Below are 25160 nucleotides of genomic sequence, written 5' to 3' on the forward strand. Positions count from 1 at the left end.
ATAACACTACCGCCGGTCCGAATAAACACCTTCGCCCTATAATAGTCCCTGTACAAAATTCGAGGCACTGTTCCACATGTTTCCGAAGAATCCACCAATGCTGCGCATGGTCAACGCAAACCAGCCGGCTTTTTCCACACCTTCGTCGAGTACAAGGGGAACGTCCTGTTCTGCTGCTGATTCTTCAAGAAGATACTGCGGCTTTGATCCGCCTTCCGGAGAAATGGTTCCGATCTCCGCTCCGGCTTCCACAGGTGCTTCCAACTCTCCGTTTTCATTCAGCACATCCGGATTGATCTCTACAGACGTGTTTAATTCTTCCGCAGCACCTTTTTCGAGAAGAAGAGACAAACTGCTGCCGGCAGAGGCGGAGACGGTGTCTTCTTTTCCATTTACAACCGGGAAGGAAGAAGCGTCTTCAAATGATTCTCCTTCCTGGACGACTTCTGTCTCTGAAAAGTTTGAGTACCCGTAATCATAAAGTTTTGCGGTTTCTTCAAAACGGGCCATCTTTGAATTTGTCCGCATAACGACTGAGATGAAGCGTGTATCATTCTGTTCCACCGTTCCGGTAAAAGCATTGCCCGCCATTTCCGTATATCCTGTTTTAAGTCCGTCTACCCCTTCGTAATCCAGACTCCCATACATGCTGCCGGGGAGCATCCAGTTCCAGTTATCCATGGAGGTATTTGCGCCGTTCTCACGAAATGTTTTTTCCGTTATGCTCGCCGTATCCAGGACATCCGGATGCTCGTCCAGCAGATGATACGCGAGCTTTGCCGATGCCCGGGCCGACATCATATTTTCGGCATCCGGATCGGTTCCTTCCGGATGAAGTCCATCCATGGAGGCATTGTTCAGTCCTGTCGAATTCACAAATTCGTATTCTTCCATTCCCAGTTCTTCCGCTTTACTGTTCATCATGTCAACAAAATCGGATTCGGAGCCGGCAACATGCTCGGCTAAAGCAATCGCAGCACCATTTGCGGAATAGATGGCCATCGCTTCATACAATTCCTGTACGTTATATGTACGATTCTGCCTGAGCGGTACATTGGATAAGGCGTTATTCTGGGAAATTTCCTCTGCCTTGCTCGTCACATTCACTTCAGCGTCCCAGGACGTGTCCCCCTGTGCTACAGCTTCATTAACAAGGTATTCGGTCATCATTTTTGTCATACTCGCCGGCGGAAGAATAAGATCGGGTTTTTTGCTGTAAAGAATCTGGCCTGAATCAGCATCTACCAATATCGCTGATTCGGCAGCCAGGTCCGGTTCCGCTGCCTGCATGTCCGTTTCTGTCTGCCATAATAAACCGGCAGCCAGCGGTACTGCCGCGATCATGGATAATATGTTTTTCTTTTTCAATCTCTGCACCTCCACGCTCTACTTGCACAAACGATATTTTATCACACGAAGCATAAAAAAAATAGATTGCCCGGGTCCCAAATTCGTTTTTCATCATTTCCCGGGAAATAAAAAGAGTCCTTCGAAGAGAACGAAGGAATACCCTGCGTTCTCCTCGAAGGACCCGGACATCCTATAAACTGTAGTTCGGAGCTTCTTTCGTTACCTGAACATCGTGGGGATGGCTTTCCCGAAGTCCTGCATTGGTAATTCTGGTAAAGCGTGCGTTTTCCCGAAGGTCTTCTAAGTCCTCGCTGCCGCAGTACCCCATACCGGCACGGATACCACCGAGCAGCTGATGAATCGTATCAGTGAGCGGTCCTTTATAAGGAATACGCCCTTCAATGCCTTCAGGCACGAGTTTCTGATTGTTTTCCTGAAAATAACGATCCTTGCTGCCCTGTTCCATGGCGCCCATCGATCCCATGCCGCGGTATACCTTGAATTGTCTGCCCTGATAAATCTCCGTATCGCCTGGACTTTCTTTCACTCCGGCCAGGATACTGCCGAGCATGACCGCATGGCCTCCTGCAGCAAGCGCTTTGACGATATCCCCGGAATATTTGATGCCGCCGTCGGCAATGACAGGTATATCATGCTTCGCTGCTTCTTCCGCACAGTCAAAGACAGCAGTAATCTGCGGAACGCCGACACCGGCAACCACTCTCGTGGTACAGATCGACCCCGGGCCGATGCCGACTTTCACCACGTCTGCTCCCGCTTCAATCAAATCACGGGTTCCGTCAGGAGTCGCCACATTGCCGGCAATGATCGTTAAATCCGGATACGTATCCCGGACTTCCCGCAATTTATCGAGCACCCCTTTGGAATGACCGTGTGCGGTATCAAGCACAATAACGTCCACTTCCGCTTTCACCAGTGTATCGATACGGATCATCGCATCTCCAGTCACCCCTACAGCGGCTCCAGCTAAAAGACGTCCGTGTGCGTCTTTTGCCGACTGCGGGAATTCAATGACTTTTTCGATATCCTTAATGGTAATTAATCCCTTCAACGTCTCCTCGTCATCGAGAAGAGGGAGTTTTTCGATACGGTGTTCCTGCATGATTTTTTCTGCTTGTTCGAGGGTGGTGCCGACCGGTGCTGTAATCAGATTCGAACTAGTCATTACATCCCGTATCTCAATCGAATAATCTTCGATAAAACGAAGATCCCGGTTTGTCAAGATACCGATCAGCTTCTGCTCTTCATCAACGATTGGAACGCCGGAAATCCGGTATTTACCCATGAGATGTTCGGCATCATAGACTTTACGTTCCGGTGTTAAGAAGAAAGGATCCGTAATGACGCCGCTTTCCGACCGTTTCACTTGATCTACCATTTCAGCCTGTTCTTCAATGGACATGTTTTTATGAATGATGCCGAGTCCGCCTTCCCGGGCCATGGCAATCGCCAGGGATGCTTCGGTGACCGTATCCATCCCTGCGCTGACAATCGGAATATTAAGGTTTAATTTTTCGGACAGAGATGTTTTCAGTGATACATCCCGCGGATGAATATCCGAACGATCCGGCATCAGAAGGACATCATCAAACGTCAGCCCCTCTTTTGCAAACTTATCTTCACGCATTATAACAATCCACCTTTCTGATTATTTCCTTTCAGGAGAGCATCGTTCATAACAACACTGTAAACGGTGCAGACTAAAAACCAACTCTGAGATTTTCTAATATCTTATCATGTTTTTCGTTTCATAACGAGAATTTGAAATAAGTTTAAACTTTCTGATTTATTCAGAAAGAACGGACAGGAGTTCAGCCATGGAGCACCGTAATGTTACGGACTATTTTTCTTATTATGCCGCATATGAAGCACAGGATGTATTGCAGCGGAAACTGGAAAAGGACTACCTGAACTGTGGCGCTTCTTCGCAAGATGCACTGCGGTGGAGTTACCGGAATACGCCGGCCTTTCATTATGAATGGCTGCTCGGCCGCACGTACTGGGAAGAAGGAGCAGCGTCCGGACTCTTAACCCGTCCGCTGCTTCTGTTTTACGGTTTAACCCACCTTTTGAAAGGCATCGTGTTAATCAAAGATCCCCATTACCCCGCAGCTTCCGATCTGCTTGCCCATGGAGTGACTTCCAGAAAAAAGAAGAGAAAACAATTCACTTTTCTTGAAGACGAAGTTAGGGTGCAAAAACATGGGTTTTTCCCTCATTTTTCTCTTAGTATGTTTCACGTGAAACACAATGCTGGAGAAAAGTGGAAAATCAACCATCTCCTCTTTAAATGGCAGGCGATGATTGATCTATATCTTCATATTTACGGGGAATCAGCACTTCCGCTCCTTCGGATCTCTTCTCACGAAATCACGGTTGAACATATTTCCGGGTTGAAAGATTCATCCCTGTCTTATATCCAGAAACAGATCGAACAGACCGGGATAAAGATAGAGCATATAAAAAAAAGAACAGCAGATGCTGTACTTTTTTCCATAAACCAATCGCCTGAACGTACAGCATCCCGGTTTGCGTGGAGAGGAGAAAACTGCTATCTGCCGCCGTCTTTTCAAGACGTCTCCGGGCTTGCACCGCTCTCGGTTCATTATCTTCTGTTATACAACCTAAGTATGCTCTGCCGTTATGAAGGTGAATGGTGGGGGGATCTCCTTACCCAGCGGCAGGCTGAAGACTATTCTTTTATCCATTTTTATCTCAATATGGTGCTGACCGATGTCCCGGAACAGCTGAGGGCTTTTTTCACTTCGAAAGAATCTCTTCGATGAATGGCCCTTTACTGCCTTCCATCTGAACAATTTCCTGATTCATGTCCGAACGCACCATAGGTTCAGCCGGTGACTTTTCATCCATGTAAATGATGGTACCCGTATCGCCGTTACTCAGTCTTACACGGCTTCCGATCGAAAAGGTAATCAGAGCTCCCGTTAATAACTGCAGGGTCTCCGGATCCAGTCTGCCGAATTCTTCCCGGAACATTTCATCAATGACTTTATAGGGGGACCGTTTTTTCCGGTGAAGACGTTCACTTGTCATGGCATGGTAGACATCAGCTGTGCTGACAATTTTGCTTAGCGTATGAATACTGCCGCTTGTCATATGCAGCGGGTATCCGCTGCCGTCCTCCCTTTCATGATGCTGCAGAACTGCAAGCAGAACCTGGTCGCTGACTGCTTTCGTTTCTTTTACCATCTGGTAGGAATAGTACGGATGGTTTTTCACTTCTTCATGTTCCCATTCCGTTAAGTGTCCCCTGTTCTGCAGAATCGCCGTCGGAAGTCTGGCCATACCGGCATCACACAGCGCACCTGCTACGCCTGCCTGAAGCCGCTCTTTTTTGGAAAGTCCCCTTTTTTTCGCCAGGAACATGGATAAAAGAGCGACAGCTACGGCATGATGATACAAATATTCCTCCCGCGTGCTGTAATGATGAAGCCTGAGAACCAGACTGGGTGAATCGAACATTTTTTCCGCCAGCGGAGCCAGAAATCCACGTATTTTTTCCATTTCAACGGGAGTACCTCCCGCCCACTTTTGAAACAGTGTTTTATATGTCTGGACAGCTTCCAGATAATGATCCAAAAATGTTTCCGGACTTTCCGTTTTTTCTTCATCCGTTTCATTGTCATAGCCTTCGTCGTCCTGCAAAGGCATAAAAGGAGTACCGTCGACCAGCTTATTTTCTACGTGAACATGTTTAATCATAAAAGCTTCGAGCACGTTGAGATGTTCAGCATGCAGAATGGTCTGTTTTCTCATAATGGGATGAGAAGTCACTGCAAATACATCTTCTATGAGAATACAGCCTTCCTTGAGATGCTGCCGCATTACTTTCATGTCCACGCCCCCTTACTCCCTCTTATTAACCTGAAAGAAGTATCATTCTTCCGACGTTGTATCTCCATCATCATCTACATCCATACCGATATCGTCTTCTGTTTCGCCGGCGGCCTCTTCCGGAAACTGCTCATTGCCTTCTTCCAGCTCATCCTCCGGTGTTTCCACAGGTGCGACGGTCGAAACAACTTCTCCGTCGGCCAGCCGGATCAAGGTAACGCCCTGTGCGTAACGTCCGAGTCTGGATATCTCCCTGGCTTCCATCCGGATCAGAACCCCGTGAACGGTCATAATCATAATATCATGATCATCAGAAATACAGCGCATGGAAACAAGGGACCCGTTCCGATCCGTTAAATTACAGGCCTTAATGCCTTTTCCGCCACGCTGCTGCATTTTGAACTCGCTGATCGGTGTGCGTTTGCCGAAACCTTTATCGGTCACGATCAGAACATCTTTTCCTTCCTCTGCGATATCCATACCGACGACTTCATCCTCCGCAGAAAGCGAAATCGCCTTGACACCGGTGGCTGATCTCCCCATAAAGCGGACATCTTCTTCATTGAAATGAATGGCAATCCCGTATTTGGTGCCGATAATCAGACGTTCCTCACCCTGTGTCATGCGTACACCGTATAATTCATCATCTTCCCGGATATTAATCGCAAACAGGCCGCCTTTACGGATATTGGCAAACGCCGACAGCTTCGTTCGTTTGGCAATACCCTGTTTTGTCAAAAAGAACAGATACGCGTCATCCGAAAAAGCTTCCACCGGGATCACAGTGCTGATATATTCATTCTTTTCCACCTGCAGCAGATTGATAACCGGAATACCCTTGGCTGTACGCTGCAGTTCCGGAATTTCATACGCTTTCAGTCGGTAAACCTTTCCTTTGTTTGTGAAAAACAGGATCGTCTGATGAGAACTGGTTGTGAACAGATGTTCCACAAAGTCATCGTCATTCGTCCCCATTCCCTGGACACCACGTCCTCCCCGGCGCTGGCTGCGGTAGGTATCAATCGGCATCCGCTTCAGATAACCGTGATGGGAGATCGTAATGACAACATTCTGTCTGGGGATGAGGTCTTCATCCTCAATCTGATTTTCGCCGGCGGTAATCATCGTCCGCCGTTCATCGTTGTATTTGTCCTTAATGTCTGTCAGTTCTTCCCGAATAATTTCAAGGACGCGTTCTTCGCTGGCCAGGATCTCTCTCAGCTCTCTGATTCGTTCCATCAGCTCGCTGTATTCCTGTTCGATTTTATCGCGTTCGAGTCCTGTGAGACGCTGAAGGCGCATTTCCAGAATCGCCTGGGCCTGTTCGTGCGTTAACGAGAACTGTTCAATTAAACCAGCCCTTGCAATATCGGTCGTCTGGGAACCCCGGATCAAATCGATGACTGCATCCAGATGGTCCAGAGCGGTACGCAGTCCTTCCAGAATGTGGGCTCTGGCTTCCGCTTTTTTCAATTCAAAGGCGGTACGCCGTTTAATCACTACTTTCTGGTGATCCAGATAGTGGCTGAGGCACTGCTTCAAGTTCAATACCTGCGGACGTCCGTCCACGAGAGCGAGCATGTTTATACCGTAACTGGTCTGCAGCGCCGTCTGTTTATACAGATTATTTAACAGCACATTCGCATTGGCGTCCTTTTTCACTTCGATCACAGCACGCATGCCGTTGCGGTCGGACTCATCACGAAGGTCGGTAATTCCTTCGATTTTCTTGTCCCGGACCAGTTCGGCGATTTTTTCTATCAGACGGGCTTTGTTGACCTGATAAGGGAGCTGATCTACAATAATCGACTGCTTGCCGGTGCTGCTTTCTTCGATATACGCATTCGCACGGATGGTAATCGAACCTCGTCCTGTCTGATAGGCTCGTCTGATGCCGGATCTGCCTACAATAGCGGCGGCAGTCGGAAAATCAGGTCCCGGAATATATTCCATTAAATCGGGAACCGTCATCTCGGGATTTTTACTCAGGGCGAGAACCCCATCAATCACTTCACCGAGTTGATGGGGCGGGATATTTGTCGCCATGCCCACAGCAATCCCTGCCGCGCCGTTGACCAAAAGGTTCGGGAAGCGGGCAGGAAGGACAATGGGTTCCTGCTCGTTGCCGTCATAATTATCCTGATAATCGATCGTATCCTTGTTGATATCACGTACCATTTCAAGGGAGATCTTCGACATTTTCGCTTCCGTATAACGCATGGCGGCGGCAGCATCCCCATCAATGGAACCAAAGTTGCCGTGACCGTCTACTAGCATGTTTCGGTAGCTGAAATCCTGAGCCATTCTGACCATCGTTTCGTAAACCGCCGAGTCCCCGTGAGGGTGGTACTTACCAATCACATCTCCGACGATACGGGCTGATTTACGATATGGTTTATCCGGGGTCATGCCGAGTTCATTCATCGCAAAAAGAATGCGCCGGTGTACCGGTTTCATACCGTCGCGTACATCCGGCAGCGCCCGGCTGACAATGACGCTCATCGCGTAATCCAGAAATGAGGTACGCATTTCCTGGCCTATATTTATTTCTGTTACATTCGATTCATCTTGATCTGCCATACCTTAAACCTCCCAATTCTGACCGCTCTCCCCCGGGGCTTCTGCCTCCGGCTGTTAAAGGAGCGGGTGAAACAGCCTCCCTGTTATACGTCCAGATTCTGCACGTAGTGGGCATTTTCCTGAATGAAATCCCGTCTTGGTTCGACCCGGTCGCCCATCAATGTTTCAAAGATTTCATCTGCTTTCATTGCATCTTCCAGATTGACCTGCAGGACAGACCGCGCATCCGGATTCATCGTCGTTTCCCAGAGCTGGGACGGATTCATTTCTCCCAGCCCTTTATAGCGCTGATATCCCGGTTTTGGCTGTTCCGGAAGCCCTGCCAGAACTTCTTCCAGTTCGTTTTCCACGTACGCATAGCGGACCGTTTTCCCTTGCGTAATCTTGTATAAAGGCGGCTGCGCAATATAGACATATCCGCTCTCAATCAACGGCCTCATATAGCGGTAAAAAAACGTCAGCAGCAGCGTGCGGATATGAGCACCGTCGACATCGGCGTCTGTCATGATAATGACACGGTGGTAACGTGCCTTGGAGATATCGAACTCGTCGCCGATGCCGGTCCCGAGTGCTGTAATAATCGTACGGATTTCGTTATTGGCCAGAATCTTATCCAGCCTTGCCTTCTCCACGTTGATAATCTTTCCGCGAAGCGGCAGAATCGCCTGAAAATGGCGGTCTCTTCCCTGTTTCGCTGATCCTCCTGCGGAGTCTCCCTCCACAATATAAATCTCGCTGATAGAAGCATCATTGGAAGAGCAGTCCGCCAGTTTTCCGGGAAGGGAGCTGACTTCCAGTGCATTCTTCCGGCGCGTCAATTCTCTTGCTTTTTTCGCTGCATCCCTGGCTCTGGAGGCCATAAGCCCTTTTTCCACTATATTTTTCGCCGTGTCCGGATTTTCCGACATGAACCGGGAGAAGTGCTCCGAAAACAGGGAATCCGTGACAGTACGGACTTCGCTGTTTCCGAGCTTGGTCTTTGTCTGACCTTCAAACTGCGGGTCCGGGATTTTTGTGGAAATAATGGCGGTAAGCCCTTCACGGACGTCATCACCGATCAGGTTTGGATCATTTTCTTTGAATAGATTATATTTTCTCGCATAGTCATTGATCACCCGGGTCAGACCGGTTTTAAAACCGGCTTCGTGCGTGCCGCCTTCATGGGTGTTGATATTATTGGCAAACGAATAAATATTGCTCGTAAAGCTTGTATTATATTGAAAGGCTACTTCCACCTGCACCCCGTCTTTTTCTCCTTCGATGAACACGGGTTCGTCATGCAGCGCTTCTTTCTGCCGGTTCAGATATTCAACAAAGGAGGCAATACCGCCTTCATAGTAATACTCTACTTCCTCCGTCTCTTCATCGCGCTTGTCATTAAACGTAATACGAAGACCTTTATTCAGGAAGGCAAGCTCCCGCAGACGTGTAGAAAGAATTTCATATTCGAATTCAATGCTTTCATCGAAAATAAGCGGATCGGGTTTGAAATGAATTTTGGTTCCGTGTTTTTCGGTCGTCCCGATTGGCTGTACATCCTGCTTTGGAACGCCCCGTTCATAATTTTGATAATAGACATCGCCGTCCCGGTGGATTTCCACTTCCAGGCTCTCGGACAAGGCATTCACGACAGACGCTCCGACTCCGTGCAGTCCTCCGGAAACTTTGTAGCCGCCGCCGCCGAATTTACCACCGGCATGCAGAATGGTCATGATGACTTCCACAGCCGGTCGTCCCATTTTCTCCTGGATACCGACAGGAATACCGCGTCCGTTGTCCTGCACCGTCATGCTGTTGTCTTTTTCCACCGTAATAAAAATGTGGTCACAGTACCCGCCCATGGCTTCATCAATGCTGTTATCGACGATTTCCCAGACGAGGTGGTGAAGTCCGCGGCTGCTTGTCGTACCGATATACATGCCCGGACGTTTCCTGACCGCTTCAAGACCTTCCAGTACCTGTATCTGACTTTCATCGTACGAATATTGATCTACTGACAATGTATTCACCTTCGCTTCCATCACGAGTTCCGTATTTTTTCCACTTCCGGCTGTTTTCAGAATTGATTTCTCCGGTCTGTTTTATCAGGTATCTGCAGTGTTTTCGTGATCTTCACTGTAATCTTCATATTCAGAAATGACCTGGGCCCGGCGTTTCAACGTCAAGGTGGAAATGGGGGACAAATATATTTTTTCGGTCGTCACTACAACGGATTTCGTCTGTTCCGATGAAATTCGTTCGATATCCTCTTCCCCTCGTGCCGATAAAAACTGCTGGGTAATACTGGAGGAATCATGCGTATCCTGATCTACTATCGTGATGACGTCTTTCGAACGAATCACCGTATCTCCGCCTAAATGAATAAACATCCGTTCCACCTCATTTCAATTGCTTCAGCGTTCCGGCATTTGCGGTAAATGTCGAAGCCCGTTTTAATGTTTCATGTTCGATACCGTCTACACTGGTCGTCGTAACAAACGTCTGTACTTTCCCCTGAATGGTGTGAAGAAGATGAGACTGTCTGTTGTGGTCCAGCTCGGAAAGAACATCATCCAATAATAAAATCGGGTATTCCCCGATATTATCGTGTATAAGTTCAATCTCCGCCAATTTGAGGGAAAGGGCGGCAGTGCGCTGCTGCCCCTGTGATCCGTAAGTCTGCACATCGCGGTTGTTGATGGAGAGCGTCAGTTCATCCCGGTGGGGGCCGCTTAACGAAAGACCCCGGCGGATTTCATTCTGCCGGTTTTCTTCGAATTTTTTTCTGACATTCTCCTCTATCTTCGACAAATTCATTTCTTCTGATACCTCAGCGGTAGGAGCATACTCCACGTGCAGCTCTTCCTGCTTTTTTGTAATCTGTCCGTGAATGTCTCCTGCCCAGTCCTGCAGCAGATGCAGAAAAGAAAACCGTCTCTTGATTACTTTTGCCGATGCCTGGGAAAGCTGCTCGGTAAGCACGTCCAGCATCACTTCCTGTTCCTGATCCGGAACGGGAAACATGTTTTTCAAGAGCTGGTTCCGCTGTTTCAAAATCCGCTGATACAACATTAAATCGTGAAGATAGACAGAACTGATCTGGCCGATTTCCATATCGATAAAACGGCGCCGCATGGACGGACCGCCTTTCACGAGATTCAAATCTTCCGGCGCAAACATGACGACGTTACAGGTCCCTATATAGCCGCTTAACTTCTGCTGTTCCAGGCCGTTTACTTTGGTTTTCTTCCCTTTTCCGGAAACGATCACTTCAAGCGACAAGGGTCCGGTGTTTCTTTCCATTTCCGCTTCAATTCTGGCAAAGTCCTGCTCCCACTGAATCAGCTCCCTGTCTTTGGAGGTCCGGTGGGACTTGGCAAAGGCCAGAACATAGACAGCTTCCATGGCATTGGTCTTTCCCTGGGCATTTTCGCCGAGGATCACGTTTACTTTATCTTCCACATTCAATGTGACATCCTCATAATTGCGGAACTGTTTCAGGCGGAGTTCTTTAATATGCACAGTATCCCTCTATGGATGATTCGAAAAAACCGTTATTCTCCCGGTTTCTTCAATGTCAATTTCGTCTCCGTGGTACAGCTTCCGCCCACGTCTCTGTTCCGGCTCGTCATTGACAAACACTTCATAGTCGGCCAGAAACAGTTTTGCTATCCCGCCGGAATCAATCACTCCTGCTTCCTGAAGCAGCTGCCCCAATGTAATGTATTCCGTTTCGATCGTGATCGTTTGGTGCATGTCTTCTCCTCCTGCATCTGCCGCCGGATGATCTTTGTTATCAGGTGGCTGCTGCATCAATTTATTATAACGTACGACATATGGATTCACTTTATATTTTACTAAACTATAACGATAACGCCAAGTAGGAAAAACAAAGCGTAACATCTACTCTCCTCTCCATGATTAAAAAATCCCCGGATCAACAGGACTCCGGAGATTCAGCAGGTGTTTAATAGGTCCGTACCGGTGAAAATAAATGGAGCATCCGGTCATGATCGGACGGTCGGATGACAAACGGGCTCATTGCCCCGGTGAACATAATATGGACAACTTCGCTGTCAATCACTTTCAGCGCATCAATAATGTTTTTTCCGTTAAACGATATTCTCAGTTCCTCGCCTTCCAGAGAGTGGCATGTTATCCGTTCCGTCACTTTTCCAACTTCCGCTGAAACCGAACTGATCTCAATTTCAGATCCTTCCAGTGTTTTAAAGTTAATAACGTTGTTTTTCGCCTCTTTGGAAAGCAGCAGTGCCCGTTCAAGGGAATGAAGCAGATCTTTTGTTGAGAGTTCCATGGTAGTCTTTGAATGATCTGGAATCATGTTACTTGTGACCGGGTATTTCCCATCGAGCAGTCTGGAGAAAAACAGCAGATGGGTAAATTTAAATAGAACCTGGCTTTCTGTAACAACAATTTCCACTCTTTCATCTGTATCTTCGAGAATCTGGCGCAGTTCGTTCATACTTTTGCCTGGAATAACAACGTTGGACATCTCCAGGGGGGCGCCATTTGATTCAATCGCCGCTTTTCTCATCGCAAGGCGGTGGCTGTCTGTTGCAGTACAGGTCAACTGGTCCTGTTCGTTTTCCAGGTTTACACCTGTCAACACTGGACGTGTTTCCTGAGTGGACACGGCAAATACTGTCTGCCGTATCATATCTTTTAATAGGTTCTGTGGCAGAGTGAATGTCTGGTTTTCTTCAAGGTTGGGCAGACGCGGATATTCTTCAGGATCCAGTCCATTCAGGTTAAATACGACGGAACCGGAACGAAGCGTTGTGGCAAACTGATCCTGAACCAGAATTTCAACTTCCCCGCCCGGCAGTTTTTTCACGATATCTGCAAAAAAGCGTGCCTGCAGTACAATACTGCCAGTTTCTTTAATATCAATATAATCGTTTTCTTCGTCAGAGGCAGGGATAAATGATTCGATTGAAATATCAGAATCACTGCCTGTTAATGTTACTCCATCCGCTGCAGCATCTATTTTAATTCCTGTCAGTATGGGAATTGTCGTTCTAGTCGATACAGCCTTATTCACATGCTGCACACTTTCTACAAACGCTTCCCGCTGAATAACAAAATGCATACGACATCTCCCTTATATATTATATTTATTAATAAATACAGCCGTAACAGCCGTAGGTGTTGTGTAATCTGTGGATAAAGTTATAAATCCCCGATGTACGAAGGTTATACACATGTGGAAAGAATGTGTATAACTTTATATGGTTTTACACATCATGTTTGTATCCTGTCGATAACTTCCTGGACGCTTTTCTGGAGCTCTGTATCTGTATCGAGCATTGAAGCTATCTTTTCATGGGCGTGAATGACTGTCGTATGATCCCTGCCCCCGAATTCTTCTCCAATTTTCGGGAGGGAGGATTCTGTCATTTCCCGGGACAAATACATAGCAATCTGCCGGGCGAAAGCAATGGTTTTGGTCCGTTTTTTAGCCTTTAATTCCTGCACCTGAACACTAAACTGCTCCGAAACGGTTTTTTGGATATCGGAAATGGTGACAGTTTTCGGTTTGGCACTTGGAATAATATCTTTTAAAGCTTCGGCTGCAAGATCTGCGTTCATGTCCTGATTAATGAGTGAAGAATAGGCAACAACCCGGATAAGAGCGCCTTCCAGCTCGCGGATATTGGTATCTATCTGATTGGCAATGTACAGCATGACTTCGTTTGGTATATCCAGTTTTTCCGCTTTCGCTTTTTTGCGTAAGATAGCAATTCTTGTTTCCAGGTCAGGAGGAGTAATGTCGGTGATCAATCCCCACTCAAATCTGGAACGGAGCCGGTCTTCAAGCGTCGGGATTTCTTTAGGCGGCCGGTCGCTTGAGATAACGATCTGTTTGCTTTCTTCGTGCAGCGCGTTGAACGTGTGAAAGAATTCTTCCTGCGTTTGTTCTTTGCCGGCGAGAAACTGTATATCATCAATCAGAAGAACATCGACACTCCGGTACTTGTTGCGGAAATTCACCGCTTTGTTGTCCCGGATCGAATTAATGAATTCATTGGTGAATTTTTCAGATGATAGATAGACGACCCGCGCGTCGGGATTATGATCAATGACATAATGGCCGATGGCATGCATCAGGTGGGTCTTGCCGAGACCGACTCCTCCGTAGATAAACAGCGGATTATAGGCTTTTGCCGGAGCTTCGGCGACAGCAAGAGAGGCGGCATGAGCGAATCGATTTCCTGACCCGATGACAAATGTATTAAAAGAATATTTGTCATTCAGCATGCTTTTAGGGACGTCGTCCTGCTGGTTTTCGACAGGGGCGGGCATTTTTTTCATCTCTTCTTCCACCGAAATATCATCTTCCTCTCCTGAATCCGGAATAATGAATTTCACCTGCAGTTCTGCCCCGGTGATATCCTGCAAAGTGTCGGATATGAGCCTGGAATAGCGGTTTTCCAGCCAGTCTCTGGCAAATTCGTTTGGAGCGGTGATGATAATCGTGTCTTCCTGCAGTTCTGCAGCTTTCGTGGATTTCAGCCATGTTTCATAGCTGGGCTTGCTTACTTTTTTTTGAATCACGGACAATGTCTGATTCCACAGATCGGCAATATTCTCCACTATGTACGTCCCTCCTTTTTTCACGGCTTGTACTGGGATAAAGGGCAAAGAAAGGCCTCCAACTCTTGGTGTATACGGAAGGAAGCCTTACAGAATAACGCATGTATGTTGTGTATTTGGGATGGGAACAAACATGGTTCCCTTCAGAGAAGTGTGGACAGCTGCCTGATAACAACATTATGGTAGAAAAACAGCTCATACACAGCATTCACATGGTTGTGGACAGATTCATCCACGTTGTGTGAATTTTTATCCACACAACTGTGCACAGCTGTGGATAAAAATAAGCCCTGTTTGACTTATCCAGAGTAAAAACATATATAGCATATCAAAAATAAAAACCAGTGACAACGCCTTTGCGGAAGGTTATCCACAGCATCAAGACCTTGTGCAGAAAGTTTATCCACACCACTATATTATGTGTGTAACTTGTAGATAACATTGTCGAAAAACTACCTGTTCCCTTGTTTAAGATATCCACAGGTTATCACCAGGCCGGGCCGGCGCGTTATAACGAATGGAATGGAAGGTTGACAACAAAATCCTTTCCTCTATATAATTTACGGGAATGTCCTTGATCAGAGATTCCTCGAGGGAGGTGCAAAAATACAATGGGTAAGCCTACATTTACGCCAAATAACCGGAAACGTAAAAAAGTACACGGATTCCGTGAACGGATGAGTACAAAAAAAGGTCGCCAGGTGCTGAAAAGCCGCCGGCGCAAAGGAAGAAAAGTTATATCCGCCTAAGACCACTGATTTCACAGTGGTCTTTTTTCGGAACAAAACCAGGATTTATCAAAGGGCCGCTGGAAGCAGTAAAGTACTCATGAGCACGGAAGCATCTGCTGCATGGGAATACATACCGCAACCGCAGAAGTAAAATGGAGGAGTACCGGGTGAAAAAGGCATATCGGATCAAAAAGAATCACGAATTCAGCCGTATTTTTGAAAAAGGAAAGTCATCGGCGAACCGCCAGTTCGTCATTTATGTGATGGATAATAAAGAGAATGATCATTTCCGGGCCGGATTGACCGTAAGCAGAAAAATGGGCAATGCCGTGATGAGAAATAGAATTAAACGGCTTCTGCGTGAAGCACTGCGGGAGATCAACGGGCAGCTTGAAGATGGCAAGGATTATATTATTATCGCCAGAAAACCGGTGGCTGACATGCATTATACTGAGATTATAAAAAGCCTGAAGCATGTTATGAATGTGGCTGGTGTGTTGAAAAAGCGTGACAATCATAAATGATTCCTTTATTTCTTCCTTCTTCTCCGCTAGAATATATATTGGCTTGTATCGTCAAGTGTCAGCGATATCATACGCTTTACACCAATCGGATAAAGAAGAGGCTTTAATTTTTTCCAAGGAGGAAACTCATGTGTCTAAGAAATTAAGCTTAGCGGCGGTGCTGCTTGTTGTGATGCCGTTTATGGCCGGCTGTATGGATATTAATCAGCCCATCACCGAAGACAGTGAAGGAATCTGGAATTCGTTTTTTGTCTATCCGCTTTCCTGGCTGGTCATTCAGATTGCGGAGATGACAGGTGAAGATTACGGGTTGTCGATCATCATTGTCACCATTTTTATCCGGATTCTTATCCTGCCGCTTATGATAAAACAGACAAAAAGTTCGGCAGCCATGCAGGAAATTCAGCCGGAAATGCAGAAGTTGAGAGAAAAATACAGCGCGAAGGACCAGCAGACCCAGCAGAAGCTCCAGCAGGAAACAATGGAATTGTTCCAGCAACATAAGATCAATCCGCTGGCCGGATGTCTGCCGATTTTCATCCAGATGCCGATTTTAATTGCGTTCTATCATGCAATCATGAGAACCGAAGCGATCGGTGGCCACAATTTTCTATGGTTCCAGCTCGGAGAACCGGATTATATTCTGCCGCTGATCGCGGGATCGACCACGTTCATCCAGCAGAAAATGATGATGGTGTCGGATAATCCGCAGATGAAGATTCTTATGTACATGATGCCGTTCATGATTACCGCCTTTGCGTTCTTTTTCCCATCCGCACTTGCCCTCTACTGGGTGGTCGGGAATATTTTCATGATCGTACAGACGTATTTTATTACAGGACCCGGTGCCAGAAAGAAGCGGGAAGCGAAACTGGAAGCCAAATCGGGGGGAGCGAATAAAAAGTGAAGACCGTTAAGGTTTCGGGAAAAACCATCGAAGAAGCGGCATCCAGAGCCGTTACGGAACTGGATGCCGGAACAAAGGACAATATCAAGTACCGGGTGATTGAAGAACCGAAAAAAGGCTTTCTCGGACTGATAGGTTCGAAGCCGGCCCTTGTGGAAGCGGAGCGGAAGCCGGATCCGGTGGAGGAAGCGGAACGCTATCTGCACAGGATTATTGAGGAAATGGGCGTGAAGGTCGAAGCTGCAAAAGAGGTAAAAGACAGGGAAACGATTTTCATGCTCAGTGGCAGTGATATTGGTGTGATGATCGGCAGGCGCGGAAAAACACTTGATTCCCTGCAGTATCTCGTGCAGCTTGCTGCCAACCGTTATTCCGACAAGCGTATTACCATCACCCTTGATGCCGAAAATTACCGGCAGCGGCGCCGGGAAGCACTGGAACAGCTGGCAGAACGGCTTGCTTCCAAAGCCGAACGAACCGGCGAAAAAGTGGTGCTCGAACCGATGACTTCCAGGGAACGGAAAATCATTCATGCCGCACTGCAGCATAAGAGACGAATTAAAACCTATTCGGACGGTACGGAACCCCGCCGCTATGTTGTTATTGATCTTAAATAACCTTCGAGAATTCCGAAAACTTATCGAGGATCAAGCACCTGCGTCAGAAGCAGGTGCTTTTTTTTTAGGCTCTACCATAAATAATTTTATGGTAATCCCGCAAAATGACAGGTCATCCTTATATCTTAAATAGTGGATAAATGCAATGGAGGAAGAATCAGTTGTCCACATGTGTATAACTTCCATCTTTCTTTCCTGAAGGCTTTATGATATTCTATTGTGTTAGGGAAACAAAAAATACCCTGTTGAAAAAAGGGATAGAATATAGAAAAAAGGAGGGAGAGAAGGATGGAAGGTGATACAATTGCAGCGATTTCCACCCCGTCCGGCGAAGGAGCAATAGCTATTGTCCGTATCAGTGGAATGGAGGCGCTCGCCATCGGAGAAAAAATATATAGAGGAAAGGCCTCGTTATCCTCGGTGGATTCCCATACTATTCATTACGGGAACGTGGCAGACCCGGAAACGGAGGAAGTCGTCGAAGAAGTGATGGTTTCCGTCCTTCGTTCTCCTAAAACCTTCACCCGTGAAGATATCGTAGAGATCAACTGCCACGGCGGTGTTGTCTCTGTCAATAAAGTGCTCGATCTTGTTTTGAGCCAGGGAGCCCGGCTTGCTGAACCTGGGGAGTTCACCAAACGTGCGTTTCTGAATGGAAGGATTGACTTGTCCCAGGCAGAGGCGGTCATGGATTTGATCCGTGCCAAAACCGACCGGGCCATGAATGTAGCAATGAAGCAGGTGGAAGGCCGGCTTGCCGGACGCATCCGCCGTCTCCGCCAGCAGCTGCTGGAAACCGTCGCAAACGTGGAAGTCAACATTGACTATCCCGAATACGATGATGCGGAGACGATGACGCTGGATACACTCACGGAGCGGGCCGCTGCCGTCCGGGATGAAATAGACGAGCTTCTCACCACTGCAAAACAGGGAAAGATTCTGCGGGAAGGACTGGCTACCGCCATTATCGGCCGCCCCAACGTCGGGAAGTCTTCGTTGATGAACAGCCTTGTTCATGAAAACAAGGCGATTGTTACCGAAGTTCCCGGCACGACCCGCGACGTCCTCGAAGAATATGTCAATGTCCGCGGGGTACCGCTGAAGTTAATTGATACGGCAGGTATACGGGAAACCGAAGATATTGTGGAAAAAATAGGAGTGGAACGGTCCAGACAGGTTCTTAATGAAGCAGAACTAATCCTGCTTGTTTTGAACAGTGCAGAAGAACTTACGACAGAGGATGAAGCCCTGTTTGAAGCCATTCAGGGAATGAATGCGGTCATTCTGCTGAATAAAACCGACCTGGATAGAAAAGCGGATGAAGACCGGATCGCAGAGCTTGCAGACGGTCGTCCTGTGATTACTGCTTCTCTGCTGCAGGATAAAGGAATTGATGAACTGGAAACATCGATTTCGGAGCTGTTTTTCGATGAAGGAGTGGAAACAGCCGATTTAAGTTACTTGTCCAATGCCCGTCATATCGGACTGCTTAACCAGGCGAAACGCTCCATCAATGACGCTATGGAAGCAGCAGAAATGGAAGTTCCGGTGGATATGATTCAGATTGATATTACCAGGGCCTGGGAGCAGCTGGGAGAAATCATTGGAGAGAATGTCCATGAAAGCCTGATTGATCAGCTTTTTTCCCAGTTCTGTCTTGGAAAATAAAAAAAGGAGGTACAGCATATGCCATATGAAGGCGGAGAATTTGACGTAATCGTAGTCGGCGCCGGTCATGCCGGGGTGGAAGCAGGACTGGCAGCGGCGCGGAGTGGATCACAGACGTTAATGTTAACCCTGAATCTGGACTCTGTGGCGTTCATGCCCTGTAATCCGTCTGTCGGAGGTCCGGCCAAAGGGATAGTCGTCCGTGAAATTGATGCACTCGGCGGTGAAATGGCAAGAAATATTGATAAGACGCATATTCAGATGCGGATGCTGAATACAAGAAAAGGTCCCGCTGTACGGGCACTTAGAGCGCAGGCCGACAAGTTCCTGTATCAGCAGGAAATGAAAAATACGCTGGAAGAAGAAGAAAATCTCGTGCTCCGCCAGGGGCTCGTCGAAGAATTGATTGTCGAGGAAGGGGTTTGTAAAGGGGTGGTCACCAACACCGGTGCTGCCTATTATGCGGAAACGACAGTTGTCACGACCGGCACGTATCTGCGCGGAAAAATTATTCTCGGCGATCTGGCCTATGAAAGCGGTCCGAACAACATGCAGCCGTCGATCAATCTGTCGCACAGCCTGCAGGAACTTGGTTTTGAAATGGAACGGTTCAAAACAGGAACGCCTCCCCGGGTGAACAGCCGAAGCATTGATTACGATAAAACCGAGATTCAGCCCGGAGACGAGAAGCCGAGAGCTTTTTCCTATGAAACGACCAAGTATATTACCGACCAGCTGCCCTGCTGGCTGACGTATACAGGAGAAGAGACGCATACCCTGATTAACGATAATCTCACCCGTTCCCCGATGTATTCTGGAATGATTGAGGGAACCGGACCGCGGTACTGTCCTTCGATTGAAGATAAAATTGTCCGCTTCCACGACAAACCGAAGCATCAGATTTTTCTTGAACCGGAAGGAAGAAACACATCAGAGGTTTATGTACAGGGTCTATCCACCAGTCTGCCGGAGGACGTACAGTTTAATATGCTTAAAACCATTCCGGGTCTTGAAAATGTGCGGATGATGCGTCCGGGGTATGCCATTGAATATGATGCCATCCTGCCGACACAGCTTTGGCCGACACTGGAAACGAAGAAAGTGGAGAACCTCTTCACCGCCGGTCAGATTAACGGTACATCCGGTTATGAAGAAGCGGCCGGACAGGGTATAATGGCCGGTATCAACGCCTCCCGTAAAGCACAGAATAAAGAAGGTATCATCCTGAACCGCTCCGATGCCTACATTGGTGTCCTGATTGATGATCTGGTGACCAAAGGCACCGATGAGCCGTATCGTCTCCTGACTTCGCGTGCCGAATACCGGCTGCTTCTCCGGCACGACAACGCGGATCTTCGTCTGACGGAGATCGGGCGTCAGATCGGAACCATTAAAGAAGACCGCTATGAACGGTTCCTCCGGAAAAAAGAAGCCATTGCCAAAGAAAAAGAAAGACTGGAAAATACGACGGTCAAACCGAGTGACGAACTGCAGCAGATGCTCGAATCCAAAGATTCTTCGCCGATGAAAGAAGCGGTGTCGGCGGCTCATCTTCTGAAACGTCCAGAACTCGGGTATGACGATGTCGCACCGTTTGCTCCGGGTGGTGAATCACTGGCCCCCGATGTGGCAGAACAGGTCGAGATCCAGACGAAGTATGAAGGATATATTGCCAAACAGCTTGAACAGGTGGAACGTATGAACAAAATGGAAGAAAAGAAGATTCCACAGGATATGGATTATACTCAGATTTCCGGACTGGCGACCGAAGCGGTCCAGAAATTATCGGAAGTCAAGCCCGTCTCTGTCGGCCAGGCTTCCAGAGTATCCGGAGTCAATCCTTCCGACATCTCGATTCTGCTTGTTTACATTGAGCAGGGAAAACTGGCAAAAACGGCGGAAGCATAAAAAAAGTACAGCTCCAGGGTCTGATACCGGATGAAAGCCCTGGAGCTGTTTTTATAGCAAAAAGGGGTGCGTACCAATGACAGGATCTCCATTTGAGGACTGGCTGCAAAAAGAGGGAATAACGCTTACAGAAAAGCAGCTTCACCAGTTTGATGCCTACTATCACCGCTTGATAGAGTGGAATCAGAACGTGAATTTAACATCATTGACCAGCGAAGCAGATGTATATGAAAAGCACTTTTTTGATTCACTGACCCCGGTCTTTTTTCATGATTTTGAGAACGATAAAAGGATTGTGGATATCGGGGCCGGAGCAGGGTTTCCAAGCCTTCCCCTGAAAATAATTCAGCCTCATTTACATATCGTGATCATTGATTCGCTCAAGAAACGAATCACATTTTTAGAAAGGCTTGTCGAAGAGCTGAACCTGGACAATGTTCAGGTGCTGCACGGCCGTGCTGAGGATAAAGCACATGAACAGGCCCACCGGGAGCAGTATGATACAGCCGTTTCCCGGGCAGTCGCTAAAATGCCGGTGCTGACAGAACTTTGTCTGCCATTTGTAAAACGGGGAGGGCATTTTATGGCTTTAAAAGGATCGGAAGGACTGAATGAAAAGGCAGAGGCGGGAAGAGCCTGCCGGACACTGGGTGGAAGATGGAAAGAAGCATCCGTCTTCACGCTGCCGAATGAAGAAAGTTCCCGCTGCATTCTTCATATGGAAAAAGTGGATGCAACCCCGCGGAAATATCCACGCAAAGCAGGAACGCCCGTTAAGAAGCCAATTGTTTAAGGGGCATGGTAGACATTGGTTACAGGCATGGTAAAATAAAAATAGATGAGGATGGATATACGTTACGATACAGAGACACATGGATAGATTGTAGCTATGAGTAAGGTGGTGTGAGGCAATGAAGCAGTCGCTTCAAAAATGGTTCGGCCTGGGGGATCAGCAGGAAGACAGGGAAGAAAACCCGGAAGAGATTAAATATATTCCTGTAGAAAAAATTACAGCCAATCCATTTCAACCGCGTACGATTTTCCAGGAGGAGAAGATTGCGGAACTTGCCCAGTCCATTCGTACCCACGGCCTGCTGCAGCCGATTACCGTGCGGGAAAAGGAAGACCGTTATGAAATTATAGCCGGTGAACGCCGCTGGCGCGCGGTATTATCGTTGGGAATGAATGAGGTTTCGGCAATAGTAAAAAATTTCAATGATACCGAGACAGCTTCGGTTGCGCTGATCGAAAATCTGCAGAGGGAAGAATTGACCGCCATTGAAGAGGCAGCTGCCTACGCTGAACTGCTGGAACTTCATGGTCTGACCCAGGAAAGTCTGGCGCAGCGTCTTGGAAAAGGACAGTCGACCGTTGCCAATAAAATGAGGCTCCTTCATCTGAACGAGGAAACCCAGCAGGCGTTAAAGGACAAGCAGATTACTGAAAGGCATGCCCGGGCCCTCCTGCAGGTCAAAGACCCAGAAAAACAGAAAGAGATTCTGGATGCCGTCATTCAGAGCGAATTAAACGTAAAACAGACGGAAGAACGGATCAGGGAAGCCTCCGAACCGGAACAGCCTAAAAAATCGAAGCCGGCCCGCCGGCATTTCTCCAGAGATACGAGGCTTGCGATGAATACGATCCGTGAATCCGTGGATATGGTGGAGAAAAGCGGGATGAGCATTGATACAGAAGAAGAAGATTATGAGGAATACTATCAGATTACGATCCGGATCCCGAAAAAATAATCTACCTGCATCAGGTAGATTATTTTTCATCGATTTGCGATATTGTGATGAAAACATGATAGAATAAAGAATAGAGTGTTGTGACGCAAGCAAGTGGAAGAAAGTAGGTGTACCGATGGCAAAGGCGGTTGCAGTTGCAAATCAGAAAGGCGGTGTCGGTAAAACGACAACAGCTGTGAATATTAGTGCCTGTCTTGCGTACATAGGGAAGAAAGTACTGCTCGTAGACATCGATCCGCAAGGAAATGCGACGAGCGGCGCAGGAATTGAAAAAGGAGACGTTGATGAATGTGTGTACAATCTGCTGGTAGAAGATGCGGATACTCAACAGGTTATCCGTCCCTCGACTGTAGAAAATCTGGATGTTATACCATCCACCATTCAGCTTTCCGGTGCCGAAATTGAACTGGTCTCCACCATTTCCCGGGAAATACGCCTGAAAAAAGCCCTTTCGGACTTGGATGATGCGTATGATTATGTGATTATAGACTGCCCGCCGTCTCTTGGACTGCTTACCATCAACGCATTGACGGCGGCAGACTCGGTGCTGATCCCGGTACAGTGTGAATACTATGCGCTGGAAGGCCTGAGCCAGCTTCTCAATACGATACGTCTTGTCCAGAAACATCTGAATACGGAGCTTGCCATCGAAGGGGTACTGCTTACGATGCTTGATGCACGCACCAATCTCGGTATTCAGGTGATTGAGGAAGTGAAGAAGTACTTCCGGGAAAAAGTGTTTGAAACCATTATTCCTAGAAACATAAGGCTGGGAGAAGCTCCTAGTTATGGTCTTCCAATCATGCTGTATGATGCCAAGTCAAAAGGAGCCCAGGTATACTTAGACTTAGCAAAGGAAGTGACGGCCAATGGTTAGGAGATTAGGCAGAGGTTTAAACGCTTTGATCCAGGATGAAGGAAGCCAGGTCGAAGAAATCAAAGTCGGGGAGCTTCGGCCGAATCCTTACCAGCCCCGAAAAACGTTCACGGGCGAAGCGATAGAGGAACTGAAAGATTCCATCGTGGAACACGGCATTCTGCAGCCCCTCATTGTCCGAAAGAGCATCAAGGGATACGAAATTGTCGCAGGGGAACGGCGTTTCCGCGCCGCAAAAACGGCCGGCCTGGAGACAGTTCCGGCTGTTATCAAAGAGTTGGACGATGAAAAATTAATGGAAGTGGCATTAATTGAAAACCTGCAGCGGGAAAACCTGAACCCGGTAGAAGAAGCGAAAGCCTACGAAAAACTGCTGAAATACCTCGGGGTCACACAGGATGAGCTTTCCCAGCGTCTTGGGAAAAGCCGCCCGCATATTGCCAATCATCTACGGCTGCTTCAGCTGCCTGCAGAAGTGCAGCAGAAACTGGCGGAGAAAAAGCTTTCCATGGGACACGGACGTACGCTTCTCGGCCTGGAGGAAAAGCAGAAAGCCGCTGAAATTGTGCAAAAAATTGAAAAAGAATCCCTGAATGTCCGCCAGACCGAAGAACTGGTGCAACAGATGAATCAAACGTCAGCTCCCGTCTCCGACAGGAAAAAAACGGAGGCGGTGCCTTCTGTTTTTGTGCAGGCGAAAGAGGAAGAACTCCGCTCCTACTTTGGCACTCCGGTGTCTATTAAACAGGGACGGAAAAAAGGAAAGATCGAAATCGAATTTGTAAACGAAGACGATCTGCAGCGCATTCTGGAAATGCTGGAACATGAATAGAAAATAGGGACACAAGCGGGCCCGCTGCGGCCGGTCACTAAGCTTTCCACGGCTTCAGCTTTTCGAGCCGTGCCCGCGGAGAGCGGCTTATTTTGACGCAGCGGTAGAACAATACACAAAAATCCGAACGATTTCTTCCATAAATCGTTCGGATTTTTTGTCTTTGATAATGTTTTGTTCCAATCTCTTTCTTAATGCTGATTTTGAAGGGAGAATGCACTTTCGGTGGCTGAAGAGCCGCGCCGGTACGGAGAAGGGTGCACTGTTCGGTTCGGCACCGTGTCTGTCGTTTTTCCTCTCAGCTTACGGTCTGCCCGGGAGAACGCTTCCGCCAGGCAGTCCGACATCCTCATGACGAGATGGAGGCGAGTGTTCTGAAGAACGAAATATTCCATCATGCCGCTCACATTAACGATGCCGGTCAGATGCATCTCTCCGACTTCAGGGAGCTTTTTCTTCATGGCTGCTCCGGGAATGACCGGACCCTCCGAGAAATTAATTATGCCGACATTTTTCAGTTTCCCAAGGCATGCGTCCACTGCGATAATATACGGAAGACGGTGTTTTTTCCGGATATCCTGAAGCGTTTCTTCCAGATTCACTGCGTGAACAGGGTGTTCCAGTGTGCCGTAAACTGCAAACCGCTGCAGTACCTTTTTTTCAAGAGATGACCCCGTTAACGGTCCGAGGGCATCACCGGTGGAGCGGTCCGTACCGATACATACGATGACAATGTCCCGGTGCATCGGAACGTGCTGCAACTGTTCAACGAACTGCACCGAGAGACGGGCCGCAGCTGTCCGGTCGTCGGAATGGACGTGATAACGGTACGGGGTGGAAGCATCAACGTTCTTTTTCCCAAGCATATTAGCCTCTCCTTTTTCATAGTAGTTCCAGTATAGGAACACGGTACGTTTTCTATACATGGGATGCAGGAATTCAGAATTC

22 protein-coding genes are annotated in these 25160 nt (G+C 47.7%); 11 read left to right on the plus strand and 11 right to left on the minus strand.

Going from position 1 to position 25160, the window contains the following annotated elements:
- Window positions 1-36 precede the first annotated feature (36 nt).
- Both ACW9JV_RS00165 and guaB read right to left on the minus strand, forming a co-directional pair.
- Window positions 37-1377 carry a D-alanyl-D-alanine carboxypeptidase family protein gene (locus tag ACW9JV_RS00165; RefSeq protein ID WP_457330147.1) on the minus strand — a complete coding sequence of 447 codons (1341 nt, stop codon included), beginning with the start codon at window positions 1375-1377 and terminating at the stop codon, window positions 37-39.
- A gap of 163 nt (window positions 1378-1540) precedes the next feature.
- The gene (gene guaB / locus ACW9JV_RS00170; protein WP_457330149.1) at window positions 1541-2998 is read right to left on the minus strand and encodes an IMP dehydrogenase; all 1458 of its coding nucleotides are present in this window, start codon (window positions 2996-2998) and stop codon (window positions 1541-1543) included.
- A 190-nt stretch (window positions 2999-3188) separates the two neighbouring features.
- Between guaB and ACW9JV_RS00175 the strand changes: the two genes are divergently transcribed.
- Entirely contained in the window at window positions 3189-4157 is a 969-nt protein-coding gene (locus ACW9JV_RS00175) for a YaaC family protein (protein WP_457330151.1), read from the plus strand.
- On the opposite strand, the gene ACW9JV_RS00180 is transcribed toward ACW9JV_RS00175, so the two are convergent.
- The 8 genes from ACW9JV_RS00180 to dnaA all read right to left on the minus strand — a co-directional run bounded on the left by ACW9JV_RS00180 (window position 4132) and on the right by dnaA (window position 14400).
- Entirely contained in the window at window positions 4132-5226 is a 1095-nt protein-coding gene (locus tag ACW9JV_RS00180) for an HD-GYP domain-containing protein (protein WP_457330153.1), read from the minus strand. The genes ACW9JV_RS00175 and ACW9JV_RS00180 overlap by 26 nt on opposite strands.
- A 42-nt stretch (window positions 5227-5268) precedes the next feature.
- Window positions 5269-7806, minus strand: coding sequence for a DNA gyrase subunit A (gene gyrA / locus ACW9JV_RS00185; RefSeq protein ID WP_457330155.1), 2538 nt, complete (start codon window positions 7804-7806; stop codon window positions 5269-5271).
- Between the two features lie 83 nt (window positions 7807-7889).
- On the minus strand, window positions 7890-9806 hold the full coding sequence (gene gyrB, locus ACW9JV_RS00190) for a DNA topoisomerase (ATP-hydrolyzing) subunit B (protein ID WP_457330156.1): 1917 nt from the start codon (window positions 9804-9806) through the stop codon (window positions 7890-7892).
- Window positions 9807-9890: 84 nt separating this feature from the next.
- Window positions 9891-10175 (minus strand): extracellular matrix regulator RemB, encoded by a 285-nt coding sequence (gene remB / locus ACW9JV_RS00195; protein ID WP_457330158.1) that lies wholly within the window; start codon window positions 10173-10175, stop codon window positions 9891-9893.
- Between the two features lie 10 nt (window positions 10176-10185).
- Window positions 10186-11307 (minus strand): DNA replication/repair protein RecF, encoded by a 1122-nt coding sequence (recF, locus tag ACW9JV_RS00200; RefSeq protein WP_457330160.1) that lies wholly within the window; start codon window positions 11305-11307, stop codon window positions 10186-10188.
- A 9-nt stretch (window positions 11308-11316) separates the two neighbouring features.
- Window positions 11317-11688, minus strand: a complete 372-nt coding sequence (yaaA, locus tag ACW9JV_RS00205; protein WP_457330162.1) for a S4 domain-containing protein YaaA — start codon at window positions 11686-11688, stop codon at window positions 11317-11319.
- Between the two features lie 64 nt (window positions 11689-11752).
- The gene (dnaN, locus tag ACW9JV_RS00210; RefSeq protein ID WP_457330164.1) at window positions 11753-12895 is read right to left on the minus strand and encodes a DNA polymerase III subunit beta; all 1143 of its coding nucleotides are present in this window, start codon (window positions 12893-12895) and stop codon (window positions 11753-11755) included.
- A 152-nt stretch (window positions 12896-13047) separates the two neighbouring features.
- Window positions 13048-14400 (minus strand): chromosomal replication initiator protein DnaA, encoded by a 1353-nt coding sequence (dnaA, locus tag ACW9JV_RS00215; protein WP_457330166.1) that lies wholly within the window; start codon window positions 14398-14400, stop codon window positions 13048-13050.
- Window positions 14401-15011: 611 nt separating this feature from the next.
- On the opposite strand from dnaA, the gene rpmH reads away from it, so the two are divergent.
- From rpmH to ACW9JV_RS00265, 10 genes are all read left to right on the plus strand, one after another.
- Window positions 15012-15149: a 50S ribosomal protein L34 gene (gene rpmH, locus ACW9JV_RS00220; protein ID WP_457330168.1), complete on the plus strand. Its 138-nt coding sequence runs from the start codon at window positions 15012-15014 to the stop codon at window positions 15147-15149.
- 149 nt (window positions 15150-15298) lie between these two features.
- Window positions 15299-15655 carry a ribonuclease P protein component gene (gene rnpA, locus ACW9JV_RS00225; protein ID WP_457330170.1) on the plus strand — a complete coding sequence of 119 codons (357 nt, stop codon included), beginning with the start codon at window positions 15299-15301 and terminating at the stop codon, window positions 15653-15655.
- Window positions 15656-15785: 130 nt separating this feature from the next.
- Window positions 15786-16562, plus strand: a complete 777-nt coding sequence (gene spoIIIJ, locus ACW9JV_RS00230) for a YidC family membrane integrase SpoIIIJ (RefSeq protein WP_457330172.1) — start codon at window positions 15786-15788, stop codon at window positions 16560-16562.
- Window positions 16559-17179 carry an RNA-binding cell elongation regulator Jag/EloR gene (gene jag / locus ACW9JV_RS00235; RefSeq protein WP_457330174.1) on the plus strand — a complete coding sequence of 207 codons (621 nt, stop codon included), beginning with the start codon at window positions 16559-16561 and terminating at the stop codon, window positions 17177-17179. The genes spoIIIJ and jag overlap by 4 nt, the downstream gene beginning before the upstream one ends.
- A gap of 288 nt (window positions 17180-17467) precedes the next feature.
- Complete coding sequence (gene mnmE, locus ACW9JV_RS00240; protein ID WP_457330176.1) at window positions 17468-18847, plus strand: tRNA uridine-5-carboxymethylaminomethyl(34) synthesis GTPase MnmE; 1380 nt, start codon at window positions 17468-17470, stop codon at window positions 18845-18847.
- An 18-nt stretch (window positions 18848-18865) separates the two neighbouring features.
- Window positions 18866-20755 carry a tRNA uridine-5-carboxymethylaminomethyl(34) synthesis enzyme MnmG gene (mnmG, locus tag ACW9JV_RS00245; protein ID WP_457330178.1) on the plus strand — a complete coding sequence of 630 codons (1890 nt, stop codon included), beginning with the start codon at window positions 18866-18868 and terminating at the stop codon, window positions 20753-20755.
- Window positions 20756-20831: 76 nt separating this feature from the next.
- Window positions 20832-21548: a 16S rRNA (guanine(527)-N(7))-methyltransferase RsmG gene (gene rsmG / locus ACW9JV_RS00250; protein ID WP_457330181.1), complete on the plus strand. Its 717-nt coding sequence runs from the start codon at window positions 20832-20834 to the stop codon at window positions 21546-21548.
- A gap of 118 nt (window positions 21549-21666) precedes the next feature.
- Complete coding sequence (gene noc, locus ACW9JV_RS00255) at window positions 21667-22503, plus strand: nucleoid occlusion protein (protein WP_457330183.1); 837 nt, start codon at window positions 21667-21669, stop codon at window positions 22501-22503.
- A gap of 115 nt (window positions 22504-22618) precedes the next feature.
- On the plus strand, window positions 22619-23380 hold the full coding sequence (locus ACW9JV_RS00260) for a ParA family protein (protein ID WP_457330185.1): 762 nt from the start codon (window positions 22619-22621) through the stop codon (window positions 23378-23380).
- Window positions 23373-24212 carry a ParB/RepB/Spo0J family partition protein gene (locus ACW9JV_RS00265; RefSeq protein ID WP_457330187.1) on the plus strand — a complete coding sequence of 280 codons (840 nt, stop codon included), beginning with the start codon at window positions 23373-23375 and terminating at the stop codon, window positions 24210-24212. The genes ACW9JV_RS00260 and ACW9JV_RS00265 overlap by 8 nt, the downstream gene beginning before the upstream one ends.
- A 191-nt stretch (window positions 24213-24403) precedes the next feature.
- Here ACW9JV_RS00265 and yyaC read toward each other — a convergent pair whose 3' ends face one another.
- On the minus strand, window positions 24404-25078 hold the full coding sequence (gene yyaC / locus ACW9JV_RS00270) for a spore protease YyaC (protein ID WP_457330189.1): 675 nt from the start codon (window positions 25076-25078) through the stop codon (window positions 24404-24406).
- Window positions 25079-25160: the final 82 nt, after the last annotated feature.

The sequence above is a fragment of the Salibacterium sp. K-3 genome, assembly GCF_054052005.1.

Bases quoted from the DNA above. Each gene is read 5' to 3' on its own strand.
- mnmG (WP_457330178.1), top strand. From the start codon at position 18,866: ATGCCATATGAAGGCGGAGAATTTGACGTAATCGTAGTCGGCGCCGGT.
- ACW9JV_RS00265 (WP_457330187.1), top strand. From the start codon at position 23,373: ATGGTTAGGAGATTAGGCAGAGGTTTAAACGCTTTGATCCAGGATGAA.
- remB (WP_457330158.1), bottom strand. From the start codon at position 10,175: ATGTTTATTCATTTAGGCGGAGATACGGTGATTCGTTCGAAAGACGTC.
- mnmE (WP_457330176.1), top strand. From the start codon at position 17,468: ATGGAAGGTGATACAATTGCAGCGATTTCCACCCCGTCCGGCGAAGGA.
- ACW9JV_RS00260 (WP_457330185.1), top strand. From the start codon at position 22,619: ATGGCAAAGGCGGTTGCAGTTGCAAATCAGAAAGGCGGTGTCGGTAAA.
- noc (WP_457330183.1), top strand. From the start codon at position 21,667: ATGAAGCAGTCGCTTCAAAAATGGTTCGGCCTGGGGGATCAGCAGGAA.
- yaaA (WP_457330162.1), bottom strand. From the start codon at position 11,688: ATGTTACGCTTTGTTTTTCCTACTTGGCGTTATCGTTATAGTTTAGTA.
- yyaC (WP_457330189.1), bottom strand. From the start codon at position 25,078: ATGCTTGGGAAAAAGAACGTTGATGCTTCCACCCCGTACCGTTATCAC.
- rsmG (WP_457330181.1), top strand. From the start codon at position 20,832: ATGACAGGATCTCCATTTGAGGACTGGCTGCAAAAAGAGGGAATAACG.
- ACW9JV_RS00180 (WP_457330153.1), bottom strand. From the start codon at position 5,226: ATGAAAGTAATGCGGCAGCATCTCAAGGAAGGCTGTATTCTCATAGAA.
- gyrA (WP_457330155.1), bottom strand. From the start codon at position 7,806: ATGGCAGATCAAGATGAATCGAATGTAACAGAAATAAATATAGGCCAG.
- rpmH (WP_457330168.1), top strand. From the start codon at position 15,012: ATGGGTAAGCCTACATTTACGCCAAATAACCGGAAACGTAAAAAAGTA.
- dnaN (WP_457330164.1), bottom strand. From the start codon at position 12,895: ATGCATTTTGTTATTCAGCGGGAAGCGTTTGTAGAAAGTGTGCAGCAT.
- guaB (WP_457330149.1), bottom strand. From the start codon at position 2,998: ATGCGTGAAGATAAGTTTGCAAAAGAGGGGCTGACGTTTGATGATGTC.
- ACW9JV_RS00175 (WP_457330151.1), top strand. From the start codon at position 3,189: ATGGAGCACCGTAATGTTACGGACTATTTTTCTTATTATGCCGCATAT.